Here is a 12,730-nt window from a genome sequence, read left to right as displayed (position 1 = left end):
GTAACACCACTCTTCGCGGAAGTCAACGTGGTTGAATGATGCGGCCGGCGTGGAACACGGGCTACTGCCCACGAAAGGAGGCAAACCATGAGCAAGACCAGAGAAGACCTGACCATCACCGAAGCCCTTCGTGACCCCCTGATCGCCATGGTGCTGCGCGCCGACGGTGTGAAACTTGACGATTTCAAGCGTCTCCTTGAGACAGCCGCCAAGAAGCGCGAACAGCGGGCCTCTCCAGTGGGCAAATTTCTGAACGTGATCTCCAACCCGGCTGCGATGTGCAGTTATTGCTGAGGTTTCGGGCGCTTCCCTGCCCCTGTGAGAGTCGTCGCTGACCAAGCGGCGGCTCTTTTCGTTCGAGCCTGCTATTCCTGCAGCAAGTCGTATTTCAGGTTGCCGAGATACTCCGGGTCGGCGACGGCATCGATCGCAGCAATCTTCTCTCCGTCGAAGGTCAGAAGCAGGACAACGCGCAGCTGCCCCCCAACGACAACCAGAAGGCCGAACTCTCCATCGATCATTGCTGGCTGTGCGGCCTGGGCACGCCCCTTGAAAGTGTCCGCAACGGCATCTGCGCCGCGAAGCTCGCGAACAGAAGGGTTATACCGCATCGCCGCAGCGTCAGGGGTGAAGACCACCTGCGGATCGAGGATCGACAGTAGCGCCTTGATGTCGCCGAGGCGCGAAGCCGCAAGGAACGCGTTTACGATCTGCTTCTTGCGCGCAGCGTCCGCCTCCGGCACATCGGTCCTGCCCTGGACCCGACGGCGAGCGCGGCTTGCGAGCTGGCGCGTTGCCGCCGATGAGCGATTGATGATCGGCGCGATATCGTCAAACGGCAGATCGAACATATCGTGCAGCACGAAGGCAACGCGCTCGGCCGGCGCCAGTGTCTCCAGGACGACCAACAGCGCCAAGCCGATAGAGTCGGCAAAAACCACTTCCCGCTCTGGATCAACGGTCTTGGAGGTGTCGGCAAGGCGTTCATGGACAGGTAAGTCGAACGGCTCTTCCCGCCGCGTCTTCCTTGACCGCAGCATATCCAGGCAGATGCGTGCCACGACGGTCGTCAGCCAGCCGCCGACATTATCAATCACGTCAGCGTCAGAGCGACCGAGCCGCAGCCAGGCTTCCTGAACAGCGTCGTCGGCCTCGGCGCGGGAGCCGAGCATGCGATAGGCGATGGCGCCAAGATGCGCCCGGTTCGCCTCGAATTCTCCCGCCAGCCAATTTTTCTCATCCATTGTCACATTCCTCCAGTCTGTTGCGTCAACTCCATGACGAACGAAACCCGGCCGATGTGACAAAGCAGGGCCGGCGGCGTCACTTTGGAAAAAACCTCAAGGAGACATGTGATGCAAGCAAGAATGGGAAATCCAGCCCTCGTCGTTCCCGAAGCGATGCAGGCGCTCCACGCCCTGGGTGCGATACCGGCCAAATCGGGCCTGTCGCCAATCCTCCTGGAACTCGTCAATCTGCGTGCCAGCCAGATCAATGGCTGCAGCGTCTGCATCGACGGGCATCCGCGCATCGCCAAGAAGGCCGGCGAAACGGACGAGCGCCTGTTTGCCGTCAGCGCCTGGCGCGACACGCCATACTTCACGGCGGCCGAACGCGCAGCCCTTGCGCTGACGGAGGCGGTGACCCGCGTCAGCGATCGCGCCGACCCCGTGCCTGACGATATCTGGGACGAAGCCACGCGGCATTTCGACGGCAAGAGCCTGGCAGCCCTCGTCATCGCCATCGCCAACATCAACGTCTGGAACCGACTGAACATCGCCACCCGGCAGATCGCCGGCGAGTGGAAGCCGTAAAACGGCATCGGGCCACCGTTTCATCGACGGCGGCCCGACAGACATGCCTTGGGAGGCTTGAGGATCAGATGATACCGCCACCGCCGGCAACCGAAGCCGGGCGCTCGGCAGCAACCTTCCTGCGGTAACCGCTTGCGCGATAGGTTGCGACCGGATCGATCGCACCACCGGCACGGCGACGCGCTTCCGCAAGAATCGGCTCGACGTCAGCGCGGTAAGCGCGCTTCAGGGTTTCGGTCGCCATCAGCGCGTCGTTGTCATCCTGGTAGCCGGCCAACGCCTTGCGGTCGACAATGAGCGCCTGCGCATAGGCACGGCGGATTTCGTTGGCGCTGTTGATCAGGCTTTCGATCGGATCGGTCACATTGTGCGACTGGTCAATCATGTGGGCCGGGTTGAAGTCGTTGACGCCGCGCTGTTCGGCATCGACAAGCTCGTTGAAGACGAGGAACAGGCGGTAGGGTTCGATCGCGCCAGCATCGAGGTCGTCATCGCCATACTTGGAGTCATTGAAATGGAAGCCGCCGAGCTTGCCGAACTGGATCAAGCGGGCAACGATCATTTCGATGTTGGTGTTCGGCGCGTGGTGGCCGAGGTCTACCAGGCACTTAGCCTTCGGACCGAGCGTCTGGGCGATCAGGTAGTTCGTACCCCAGTCCTGCACGACCGTAGAATAGAAGGCCGGCTCATACATCTTGTGTTCGGAAAAGAGCTTCCAGTCAGCCGGCAGCGCCTTGTAGATGTCAGCCATCGAGGCGAGATAGCGCTCGAAAGCCTTGGTAAAGTTGCTCTGGCCGGGGAAGTTCGAGCCGTCGCCAACCCACACTGTCAGCGCCTTGGAGCCAATCGCCTTGCCGATCTCGATGCATTCGATGTTATGCTCGACCGCCTGCGCACGAGTTGCAGCATCGGTATGGCTCAGCGAACCATACTTGTAGGAGTGCTTCTGTCCCGGCGCATCGGAGAAGGTATTCGAGTTCATCGCGTCGAAGCCAAGGCCAAGTGCGTCGCCCTTCGCCTTGAGCTCCCTGGCATCGGCCTTGTCCCAGGGAATGTGCAGCGAAACGTTCGGCGTGGCACGCGTCAGCTCGTTGATGACGGAGCAGTCGTCCAGCTTGTCGAAAATGCCGCGTGGTTCACCGAAACCGGGGAAGCGGGCAAAGCGGGTGCCGCCCGTACCGACGCCCCAGGAAGGAACGGCGACGCAGAACTTAGATACGCGGCGGGTGATGTCTTCAATGTCGATGCCGCGGCGAGAAAGATTTGCGCCAAGCGCTTCATAATCAGACTTCAGCGCATCCGCGCGCTTGTCGTTTTCCTGCGCAATGACATCCTGCGCGATTCTGGACTCGGCCATGAATTCCTCCCGAGAATGTGGAATGGGTCGCGGCGGACAAGCGCCCGCCGCCTTAGCTCGATTTAGCGCGGGAAGCTCTGCGCGTTGCCGGCATCGACATTGATGATGTTGCCGGTGGACTTGGCAGAAAGATCGGATGCCAGGAAGTAGATTGCTTCGGCAATGTCTTCGGGGAAGACATTCAGCTTCAGCATGGAGCGCTTGCGGTAGTGCTCCTCCAGCTCGCTGATCTCGATCTTCGACGATGCCGCGCGCTGTTCGCGCCACTCGCCACTCCAGATCTTCGATCCGCGCAGAACGGCATCCGGATTGACGGTGTTGACGCGGATGCCAGCTTCCGCGCCTTCGAGCGCCAGGCAACGGGCAAGATGGATCTCGGCAGCCTTGGCCGTGCAATAGGCGGCAGCGTTCGGCGACGATGCCAGACCGTTCTTGGACGCAACGAATACGACGTTACCGCCGAGATTCTGCTTGCGGAAGAGGCGGAAAGCTTCGCGCGACACCAGGAAGTAGCCGGTCGCCAGAATGTCGATATTCTTGTTCCACATCGAAAGCTCGGTGCTTTCGATCGGAGCAGACGACGCGATACCGGCGTTCGACACGAGGATATCCACACCGCCGAATTCGACGCAGGCCTCTGCGAATGACGAAATCACCGCGTCTTCCCTGGTCACGTCGAGCTTGACGCCGAAAACCGCATCCGCGCCGAACTGTTTGGCGAAATCGGCCTTCGTGCTATCAAGCGCTTCCTGGTCAATGTCGGCCAGAACCACGCATGCACCCTCGCCGATCAGACGGGCAGCCGTCGCGCGGCCGATGCCGCCGGCGCCGCCAGTGACGAAGGCTACCTTGCCGGCAAGGCTCCTCGGCTTCGGCATACGCTGGAGCTTGGCTTCTTCGAGCAGCCAGTATTCGATGTCGAAGGCTTCCTGCTCTGGCAGGCCCTGATACTCGGAGACCGTCGAAGCGCCGCGCATGACATTGATGGCATTGACGTAGAACTCGCTGGCAATGCGGGCAGTCGCCTTGTCACGAGCAAAGGACAGCATGCCGACGCCAGGAACAAGGAAGATGACCGGGTTCGCGTCGCGCATGGCGGGCGAATTGTCATGCTTGCAGTCGTTGTAGTAACGGGCGTAGTCGGCGCGGTAGTCTTCCAGTGCCTTGTCGAGACCGGCGACGATTGCGTCGACGTCAGGCTTTGCAGGATCGAAGTCGACGATCAGCGGGCGGATCTTGGTGCGCAGGAAATGATCGGGGCAGCTGGTGCCGAGCGCACCAAGCGGCTGCAGGTTCTTCGAATTGACGAATTCAAGCACGGCGTCCTGGTCGTCGAAGTGGCCGAGCTTGCGCTCCGCCTTGCCGATGCGGCCGCGAATTTCAGGCATCAGGCGGGCTGCAATGGCGCGGCGCTGTTCAACCGGCAGGCTGTCGGTGGCGGCGCCACCGAAGATCGTCTTGCCTTGCGTCTTTTGCGCAAACCAGACGATCGCCTTGTTGATGATCTCAAGCGTCAGCTCATAGCAGGCCTTGGCATCGTTTGCCCAGGTAAAGAGACCGTGGCTTTCAAGGACAACGCCCTTCGAATTCGGGTTTGCCTTGACGAAGGCTTCGAGGTCGAGGCCGAGCTGGAAGCCCGGACGACGCCACGGCAGCCAGCCGATCTCGTCGCCGAAGATCTGCTTCGTCAGTTCCTTCGAGTTCTTGGAGGCAGCAATTGCGATGATCGCGTCCGGATGCATGTGGTCGACATGGGTGAAGGGCACGAAACCATGCAGCGGCGTGTCGATCGAAGCGGCGCGGCTGTTGAGATTGTAGGTGCAGTGCGGCAGGAAGCCGACCATGCGGTCCTCGTCTTCGACGCCCCTGTAGATCCGCTTCAGCGAGTCCAGCTTGTCCTGGTAGAGGGTCGCAAAACCGTCGAGCTTGATGGTGCCGACGTCGCCGCCCGAACCCTTGACCCAGAGGACCTTGACCTTCTCGCCGGTCAGCGGATCGGTCTCCATCACCTTCGCCGAAGTATTGCCGCCGCCATAGTTGGTAATGCGCTTGTCGGCGCCAAGCAGGTTCGAGCGATACAAAAGCTTGCCGGGCTCGTCGAGGCCTGCCGCGTATGCCTCGTCCCAACGGTTATCCAGAAGCCGGACGGTTGCCGCCATGTCATCCTCCCATGTAAAATTCCTTGGAAGCGCGAACGAACTCAGCGCTCCCTTTGCGGTGACGGTATCGCTCATCAAAATAGACATTGTCAATCGAAAACGATCAAATTCGATTATGTTGCAACGCAATATGAAATTTTATGATCGTTTTTGATTGACACATTCTCACAACTGCGAAATAAGCAAGCTAGGAGGAACCCCATGCACGAACGCGAACGCCATCGCATCATTCTGAGCGCCGTTCAGGAAAAGTCGGTCGTCACGATTCAGGATATTTCCGAATTGACCGAGGCTTCCGAGGCGACGATCCGGCGTGATATCGCGGCCCTTCACGTGCAGGGAAAGATCCGGCGTGTGCGCGGTGGCGCCGAAGCCGTGCACCCGCCGCAACTCGGAAATCTCGCCGGACGTCCCTTCCGGGTTTCGGAATCAGTCAACATCGATAAAAAGCGCTCAATTGCGCGAGCAGCCGTTGACATGTGTGATCCTGGCGATGCCATCATCATCAATGGCGGGACGACGACGTTCCAGATGGTGCACTATATGGCAGCCCATCGCATGCAGGTGATGACCAACTCGTTTGCGATCGCCGAGCACCTGGTCAAGCACTCGAAGAACACGGTGACGGTCCCTGGCGGCGTCATCTATCGCGAGCAGAGCCTGATCCTGTCGCCATTCGACAATGATGCGATCCGCAATTTTTACGCCCGCCGCTTCTTTATCGGAGCACAGGGCATCGGTCCGCTCGGCGTCATGGAAGCCGATGCGCAGATCATTCAAAGCGAGCAGAAGCTGATGCACCAGGCCGATGAACTCGTCGTCATGGTCGATTCCAGCAAGTTTCACCGGCGGTCGAGCCTCATTCTGTGCCCGCTCGACCGCGTTTCGACGATCATTACCGACGACGGCATTCCCGAGGATTCGGTGCGGATGATCGAAGATGCGGGCATCAAGCTCGTCATTGCGAGCACGGTCTCGCAAGCGAAGGAGGATTCCTCGTCGGTCGCTTGAGTGGCGCCGGCAGGATGTAGTCAAGTCTTATCAACGTGGGAGGATGAAAGCATGAAACTCGTAAAGACACTGGCAGTGGGCGTCGCCTTTGCCGTCGCCTTGATGGCTGGCGCCGCAAGCGCCAAGGACGTCAAGATCGGCCTGGTCGTCAAGTCTCTCGGCAACGGCTTCTTCGAAGCTGCCAACAAGGGCGCGCAGGAAGCGGCAAAGGAACTCGGCGGCGTAGAGGTCATCTACACCGGCCCGACGTCGACGACGGCGGAAGGCCAGATCGAAGTCATCAACTCGCTGATCGCTCAGGGCGTTGATGCAATCGCCATCTCCGCCAATGATCCGGATGCAGTTGTTCCGGCCCTGAAGAAGGCCAAGCAGCGCGGCATCAAGGTCATCTCCTGGGATTCCGGCGTCAACAAGGACGGCCGCATCCTGCAGCTGAACCCCTCGTCCAACGAACTGATCGGCAAGATGTGCCTGACGCTTGCCAAGGACCACCTCGAAGGCGGCAAGGGCGACTTCGCGATCCTGTCGGCCACGACAACCTCGACGAACCAGAATATCTGGATCGACCAGATGAAGAAGCAGCTCAAGGACTTCCCGGGCCTCAACCTCGTCACCACGGTTTACGGCGACGATCTGTCGGACAAGTCCTACCGTGAAGCAGAAGGCCTGCTGAAGTCGAACCCGAACGTCAAGGTCATCGTCGCTCCGACGACGGTCGGCGTCCTGGCCGCTTCCAAGGTCGTCGAGGACAAGGGCCTTGTCGGCAAGGTCTACGTGACCGGCCTCGGCCTGCCGTCGGAAATGGCTGGTGCGATCAAGTCGGGTGCGACGAAGGAATTTGCCATCTGGAACCCGATCGACCTTGGCTACTCCGCAACGCAGATCGCCTATCACCTCGTCAAGGGGGACGCGACTGGCAAGCCGGGCACCGAGATCGAAGCTGGCCGCATGGGCAAGATCAAGATTGGCGCAAACGGCGAAGCCGCGATGGCTGATCCCTTCGTCTACAATGCCTCGAACATCGACCAGTTCTCGAAGGTCTTCTAAGACCTCGCTCACAAAAGCAAAACCCGGCGGTTCATGCCGCCGGGCCCTTCCCATGGAACACTGGTAGATGCTGATGAACACTGCCCTTCAACAGTCCGTCGCAAGCGCCAAGGCCGATGACACACCCGCAATTCTCGAGATGCGCGGCATTTCGCAGATTTTCCCCGGCGTGAAGGCGCTCGATAACGTCAGCATCGCGCTCTATCCCGGCAAGGTCACCGCGCTTATTGGCGAAAATGGCGCCGGAAAATCGACGCTCGTCAAGATCCTGACCGGAATCTACCGGCCGAATGAGGGCGAGATCATCGTCGACGGCAAGCCGACGGCCTTTTCCAATGCACAGGCCGCCATCGATGTCGGCGTTACCGCCATCCATCAGGAAACTGTCCTCTTCGACGAACTGACGGTTGCCGAAAACATTTTCCTCGGCCACGCACCGCGCACGAAGTTCCGTACGATCGACTGGAAACTGATGAACAGTCGCTCGAGGGAATTGCTGCATTCGCTTGAAAGCAATATCGATCCGACGATCCGCCTGAAGGATCTCTCGATTGCTCAGCGCCATCTCGTCGCCATTGCCCGAGCGCTCTCGATTGAAGCGCGCATCGTCATCATGGACGAGCCGACAGCCGCGCTTTCCCGCAAGGAAATCGATGACCTTTTCCGCATCGTCGAGGGCCTGAAGGCACAAGGCAAGGCGATCCTCTTCATCAGCCACAAATTCGACGAGCTCTATGAGATTGCCGATAACTTCGTCGTTTTCCGCGACGGTCGTGCTGTTGGCCACGGCCAACTCAAGCAAACGCCGCAAGACGATATCGTCCGGCTGATGGTCGGGCGCGATGTCGAGAATGCGTTTCCGAAAATCGACGTAGCAATCGGCGGCCCGGTGCTCGAAGTCCAGAAATACTGTCACCAGACGGAGTTTCGCGACATCTCGTTTTCGCTTCGCAAGGGCGAGATCCTTGGTGTCTACGGGCTGATCGGCGCCGGGCGCTCCGAGCTCTGCCAGTCCCTGTTCGGCATCACCCGGCCTGCCTCCGGCGAGCTGAAGCTAGAGGGCCGGTCGCTTGCCATCCACTCGCCGTTTGACGCCATCCGCGCCGGCATCGTCTATGTGCCGGAAGAGCGCGGCCGCCACGGTCTGGCGCTGCCCATGCCGATCTACCAGAACATGACGCTGCCCTCGCTTGCCCGCACCTCGCGCAAGGGGTTCTTGAAGGCGGCCAATGAATTTGCCCTCGCCCGTAAATATGCCGAGCGCCTGGATCTTCGCGCGGCAGCACTCTCTGTTCCCGTCGGAACGCTATCAGGCGGCAACCAGCAGAAGGTGGTGATCGGCAAATGGCTGGCAACATTGCCCAAGGTGATCATCCTCGATGAACCGACCAAGGGCATCGACATCGGTTCGAAGGCCGCCGTTCACGGCTTTATCAGCGAGCTTGCCGCCGAGGGCCTGTCGATCATCATGATCTCGTCGGAACTGCCGGAGATCATCGGAATGTCCGACCGCGTCCTCGTGATGAAGGAGGGGCTGATGGCCGGTCTCTTCGAACGCAAGGATCTGACGCCGGAAACGCTGGTTCGCGCTGCGACCGGCAATGCTTGAGGTAATCGGAATGTCCAGACTCCTGAAAAAACGCGAAACGCTGCTTTTCGTCATCATCGCGGTCCTGGTCGCGACCTTCTCGACAAGAGCCCAGGATTTCGCAACGCCCGGCAACCTCGCTGCGATCTTCAACGACACCTCGATCCTCATCATCCTCGCGCTGGCGCAGATGACGGTCATTCTCACCAAGTCGATCGACCTGTCGGTTGCCGCAAACCTTGCCTTTACGGGCATGGCCATTGCGATGATGAATGCCGCCTATCCCGAGCTGCCGCTGATCGTGCTCATCCTTGCGGCGATCCTGATCGGCGCCTTTCTCGGTGCGATCAATGGCTTCCTCGTCTGGGCGCTGGAGATTCCGCCGATCGTTGTCACGCTCGGTACGCTTACCATCTATCGCGGCATGGCCTTCGTGCTGTCGGGCGGCGAGTGGGTCAACGCGCATCAGATGACGCCGACGTTCCTCAATGTTCCGCGCACCGTGGTCCTTGGCATGCCGGTTCTAAGTTGGGCGGCGATCATCATCGTCGCCCTGATCTACATGCTCTTGAAGTACACCCAGTTCGGCCGCTCGACCTATGCTGCCGGTGGCAACCCGACAGCCGCCGTCTATGCCGGCGTCGATGTCGGCTGGACGAAGTTTCTCGCCTTCGTCCTCTCGGGCGCGCTCGCCGGCCTTGCAAGCTATCTCTGGGTATCGCGCTATGCGGTCGCCTATGTCGATATCGCCAATGGCTTCGAACTCGACAGCGTAGCGGCCTGCGTCATCGGCGGCATCTCGATTGCCGGTGGCGTTGGATCGGTCGTCGGTACGGTGCTTGGTGCGCTTTTCCTTGGCGTCATCAAGAACGCACTTCCCGTCATCGGCATCTCGCCGTTCACGCAAATGGCGATTTCGGGCACCGTCATCATCCTCGCCGTCGTCTTCAATGCAAGGCGCGAACGCAATCGCGGCCGCATCATCCTGCGCGACAAGGCCGCAGCAGAGATCAAAGCAGAGGTGGCAGCATGAGCACCGTCGTTTCCACCCCGAGCGAAAAGCGCGTCATCCCCGATCGCCTCGGCACACCGTTCAAACGCATCATGTCGAGCTGGGAAGTTCTGCTCTTCGGTGTCGCCGTCCTGATCTTCATTTTCAATTCGCTGGCATCCCCCTACTTCCTGGACGCCTGGAACCTGTCGGACGCGACCTTCAACTTCACGGAAAAGGCGATGATCGCCTTTGCCATGGCGCTGCTCGTCATTGCGGGCGAAATCGACCTCTCGGTTGCCGCCATTATTGCGCTGGCCTCCACAGCGATGGGGGCAGCAGCGCAAGTCGGTGTCGGGGCGCCCGGCCTCGTCGGCATCGGCATCGGCGTCGGGCTGGTGTGCGGCATGTTCAACGGTTTCCTCGTCTCCGTCATGAAGCTGCCGTCGATCGTCGTCACGATCGGCACGATGAGCCTGTTTCGCGGTATTTCCTATATCGTCCTCGGCGATCAGGCCTATGGGGGCTATCCGGAGGATTTCGCCTTCTTCGGCCAGGGCTATGTCTTCTGGGTCTTCTCGTTCGAGTTCGTGCTTTTCATCGTGCTGGCGATCGCCTTTGCAATCCTGCTGCATGCCACGAATTTTGGCCGTCAGGTCTACACGATCGGCAATAACGACTTCGCCGCCCGCTTCTCGGGCATCCCCGTCGAGCGCGTGAAGTTCATTCTTTTCATACTGACCGGCGTCATGAGCGGCGTTGCCGCCGTCTGCCTGACCTCGCGGCTCGGCTCCACTCGTCCCTCGATTGCCCAGGGATGGGAACTCGAAGTCGTCACCATGGTCGTGCTCGGCGGTGTCTCGATCCTCGGCGGCTCGGGCAAGATCGGCGGCGTCGTCATTGCCGCCTTCGTCATGGGCCTTGTCACATTCGGGCTGGGCCTGTTGAATGTCCCAGGCATCGTCATGTCGATCTTCATCGGCCTGCTTTTGATCATCACCATCGCGATCCCGATCGTCGCCCGCCGCATCAAAGCCATGAGTTCCAAATGACGCAGGAAAAGCACGCCTTCAAGATGACGCTCAATCCCGGCATGGAAGCCGAATACAGGAAGCGGCACGACGAAATCTGGCCGGAACTGGTCGAACTGCTGCATCAGTCCGGCGCCAGCGACTACTCAATCCATCTCGACCGCGAAACGAACACGCTGTTTGGCGTTCTGACGCGTCGCGGCGATCATACGATGGCGGGCCTTCCCGATCATCCTGTTATGAAGAAATGGTGGGCGCACATGGCCGACATCATGGCAACCAACCCGGACAATTCCCCCGTCCAGAGCGACCTCGTCACTGTCTTCCATATGCCATGATGCCGAACTTTAGCCGCATCGCCGTTCTCGATATTGGCAAGACCAATGCCAAAGTCGTGGTCCTGGACGGCGCGACCGGCGCGGAGGTCGCCGTGGCGAAAACCCCGAACACGGTTCTCAGGAACGGTCCCTATCCTCACTACGATATTGACCGGCTCTGGTCGTTCACGCTGAACGCCCTTCGCTCCTTCGCCAAGGAGCCGGGCTTTGACGCCATCTCGATCACAACGCATGGTGCCTCGGCTGCTTTGCTCGACAAAACTGGCAATTTGGCCATGCCGGTGCTCGATTACGAGCACGAATATCCCGCCGACATTTGCGAGGCCTATGCGCGACTGCGCCCTGCCTTCGAAGAGACCTTTTCGCCGCACCAGACGATGGGTCTGAATATCGGCGCGCAGCTGCACTATCAGATGACCGCCTTCCCCGAAGACTTTGCCAAGGTGGCGACGATCGTCACCTATCCCCAGTACTGGACGGCAAGGCTGACCGGTGTCGCGTCGAATGAGGTCACCTCTCTTGGTTGCCACACCGATCTCTGGAACCCGCGCGAGAGCCGCTATTCCTCGCTTGTCGACACGCTTGGCATCGGCGATCTGATGGCGCCGATCCGCTCAGCCTTCGATTCGCTCGGGCCTGTTCTGCCTCATATTGCCGAAGCGATCGGCCTTACCGGTGAGATTCCTGTCTATTGTGGCATTCACGATTCCAACGCGTCACTTCTGCCGCATCTGATCGACCGCGCAGCGCCGTTTTCAGTGGTCTCGACCGGCACATGGGTGATCAATTTCGGGGTCGGCGGAGATCTCGCTCACCTTGATCCCAAGCGTGACGCACTTGCCAATGTCGATGCCTATGGTCGTGCTGTTCCCTCTTCCCGTTTCATGGGAGGACGCGAATTCGAAACGATCTCGGGCGAGATCGGGAACGTTGACGGGAAAGCGGTTGCCTCAGCAATCGAACAAGTCGTCGCGAAAGGCATGATGCTGCTTCCGAATGTTGTCTCGGGTTCCGGACCGTTCCCCGGCCAATGCGCGCGCTGGGTCAACGCACAGGACGCGAGTGGGACCGAGCGGTATGCGGCACTGTGCCTCTATCTCGCATTGATGAACCAGGCTTGCCTCGATCTGATCGGCGCGCAAGGCCCGATCATCGTCGAAGGACCTTTTGCACTCAATGATACCTACCTGATGTTGCTGACCGCGCTAACCAGCCGCGATGTCATCGCCATCCCCGGATCGACCGGCACGAGCCAGGGCGCTGCGCTTTTGACCGGGATCAAGCCGCCTGCCGGCGCCGAGCGTCGGGTGCCGGCGAGCGCCATACCTGGGCTCGAAACCTACCGCCAGGCTTGGCATGCAGCGGTGGCATAACAGTCTTTCCATCGGCACCCC

12 protein-coding genes are annotated in these 12,730 nt (G+C 60.0%); 9 read left to right on the top strand and 3 right to left on the bottom strand.

The window, feature by feature from the left end:
* The first annotated feature begins 87 nt into the window (after positions 1 to 87).
* The gene (locus tag NBG89_RS24060; RefSeq protein WP_431322849.1) at positions 88 to 294 is read left to right on the top strand and encodes a hypothetical protein; all 207 of its coding nucleotides are present in this window, start codon (positions 88 to 90) and stop codon (positions 292 to 294) included.
* 71 nt (positions 295 to 365) lie between these two features.
* Here NBG89_RS24060 and NBG89_RS24055 read toward each other — a convergent pair whose 3' ends face one another.
* Positions 366 to 1,244: a sigma-70 family RNA polymerase sigma factor gene (locus tag NBG89_RS24055; RefSeq protein WP_431322848.1), complete on the bottom strand. Its 879-nt coding sequence runs from the start codon at positions 1,242 to 1,244 to the stop codon at positions 366 to 368.
* Positions 1,245 to 1,355: 111 nt separating this feature from the next.
* Here NBG89_RS24055 and NBG89_RS24050 point away from each other — a divergent pair, with 111 nt between their 5' ends.
* Entirely contained in the window at positions 1,356 to 1,814 is a 459-nt protein-coding gene (locus tag NBG89_RS24050; protein ID WP_431322847.1) for a carboxymuconolactone decarboxylase family protein, read from the top strand.
* Positions 1,815 to 1,878: 64 nt separating this feature from the next.
* Here the strand turns inward: NBG89_RS24050 and rhaI are convergent, their stop codons facing one another.
* Both rhaI and NBG89_RS24040 read right to left on the bottom strand, forming a co-directional pair.
* A complete protein-coding gene (rhaI, locus tag NBG89_RS24045) occupies positions 1,879 to 3,171 on the bottom strand; it encodes an L-rhamnose catabolism isomerase (RefSeq protein ID WP_431322846.1) in 1,293 nt (430 codons plus the stop codon).
* 62 nt (positions 3,172 to 3,233) lie between these two features.
* On the bottom strand, positions 3,234 to 5,330 hold the full coding sequence (locus NBG89_RS24040; RefSeq protein ID WP_431322845.1) for a bifunctional rhamnulose-1-phosphate aldolase/short-chain dehydrogenase: 2,097 nt from the start codon (positions 5,328 to 5,330) through the stop codon (positions 3,234 to 3,236).
* Positions 5,331 to 5,531: 201 nt separating this feature from the next.
* On the opposite strand from NBG89_RS24040, the gene NBG89_RS24035 reads away from it, so the two are divergent.
* From NBG89_RS24035 to NBG89_RS24005, 7 genes are all read left to right on the top strand, one after another.
* Entirely contained in the window at positions 5,532 to 6,341 is an 810-nt protein-coding gene (locus NBG89_RS24035) for a DeoR/GlpR family DNA-binding transcription regulator (RefSeq protein WP_431322844.1), read from the top strand.
* A gap of 51 nt (positions 6,342 to 6,392) precedes the next feature.
* Complete coding sequence (rhaS, locus tag NBG89_RS24030; protein ID WP_431322843.1) at positions 6,393 to 7,388, top strand: rhamnose ABC transporter substrate-binding protein; 996 nt, start codon at positions 6,393 to 6,395, stop codon at positions 7,386 to 7,388.
* A gap of 73 nt (positions 7,389 to 7,461) precedes the next feature.
* Positions 7,462 to 8,997 (top strand): sugar ABC transporter ATP-binding protein, encoded by a 1,536-nt coding sequence (locus NBG89_RS24025; protein ID WP_431324536.1) that lies wholly within the window; start codon positions 7,462 to 7,464, stop codon positions 8,995 to 8,997.
* A 10-nt stretch (positions 8,998 to 9,007) separates the two neighbouring features.
* Positions 9,008 to 10,009 (top strand): ABC transporter permease, encoded by a 1,002-nt coding sequence (locus NBG89_RS24020; RefSeq protein ID WP_431322842.1) that lies wholly within the window; start codon positions 9,008 to 9,010, stop codon positions 10,007 to 10,009.
* Positions 10,006 to 11,019, top strand: coding sequence for an ABC transporter permease (locus tag NBG89_RS24015; RefSeq protein ID WP_431322841.1), 1,014 nt, complete (start codon positions 10,006 to 10,008; stop codon positions 11,017 to 11,019). Before NBG89_RS24020 ends, NBG89_RS24015 begins: the two co-directional genes overlap by 4 nt.
* Positions 11,016 to 11,336, top strand: coding sequence for an L-rhamnose mutarotase (gene rhaM / locus NBG89_RS24010; RefSeq protein WP_431322840.1), 321 nt, complete (start codon positions 11,016 to 11,018; stop codon positions 11,334 to 11,336). The genes NBG89_RS24015 and rhaM overlap by 4 nt, the downstream gene beginning before the upstream one ends.
* Positions 11,333 to 12,709 carry an FGGY-family carbohydrate kinase gene (locus NBG89_RS24005; protein ID WP_431322839.1) on the top strand — a complete coding sequence of 459 codons (1,377 nt, stop codon included), beginning with the start codon at positions 11,333 to 11,335 and terminating at the stop codon, positions 12,707 to 12,709. Before rhaM ends, NBG89_RS24005 begins: the two co-directional genes overlap by 4 nt.
* Positions 12,710 to 12,730 lie beyond the last annotated feature (21 nt).

Origin of the sequence: Rhizobium sp. YTU87027 (genome assembly GCF_050644135.1) — a bacterium.
Taxonomy (GTDB): domain Bacteria; phylum Pseudomonadota; class Alphaproteobacteria; order Rhizobiales; family Rhizobiaceae; genus Rhizobium.
This window is presented reverse-complemented; position numbering and strand designations above follow the sequence as displayed.

Bases quoted from the DNA above. Each gene is read 5' to 3' on its own strand.
- NBG89_RS24055 (WP_431322848.1), bottom strand. From the start codon at position 1,244: ATGGATGAGAAAAATTGGCTGGCGGGAGAATTCGAGGCGAACCGGGCG.
- NBG89_RS24060 (WP_431322849.1), top strand. From the start codon at position 88: ATGAGCAAGACCAGAGAAGACCTGACCATCACCGAAGCCCTTCGTGAC.
- NBG89_RS24015 (WP_431322841.1), top strand. From the start codon at position 10,006: ATGAGCACCGTCGTTTCCACCCCGAGCGAAAAGCGCGTCATCCCCGAT.
- NBG89_RS24025 (WP_431324536.1), top strand. From the start codon at position 7,462: ATGAACACTGCCCTTCAACAGTCCGTCGCAAGCGCCAAGGCCGATGAC.
- NBG89_RS24020 (WP_431322842.1), top strand. From the start codon at position 9,008: ATGTCCAGACTCCTGAAAAAACGCGAAACGCTGCTTTTCGTCATCATC.
- rhaI (WP_431322846.1), bottom strand. From the start codon at position 3,171: ATGGCCGAGTCCAGAATCGCGCAGGATGTCATTGCGCAGGAAAACGAC.
- NBG89_RS24035 (WP_431322844.1), top strand. From the start codon at position 5,532: ATGCACGAACGCGAACGCCATCGCATCATTCTGAGCGCCGTTCAGGAA.
- rhaM (WP_431322840.1), top strand. From the start codon at position 11,016: ATGACGCAGGAAAAGCACGCCTTCAAGATGACGCTCAATCCCGGCATG.
- NBG89_RS24040 (WP_431322845.1), bottom strand. From the start codon at position 5,330: ATGGCGGCAACCGTCCGGCTTCTGGATAACCGTTGGGACGAGGCATAC.
- NBG89_RS24050 (WP_431322847.1), top strand. From the start codon at position 1,356: ATGCAAGCAAGAATGGGAAATCCAGCCCTCGTCGTTCCCGAAGCGATG.
- NBG89_RS24005 (WP_431322839.1), top strand. From the start codon at position 11,333: ATGATGCCGAACTTTAGCCGCATCGCCGTTCTCGATATTGGCAAGACC.
- rhaS (WP_431322843.1), top strand. From the start codon at position 6,393: ATGAAACTCGTAAAGACACTGGCAGTGGGCGTCGCCTTTGCCGTCGCC.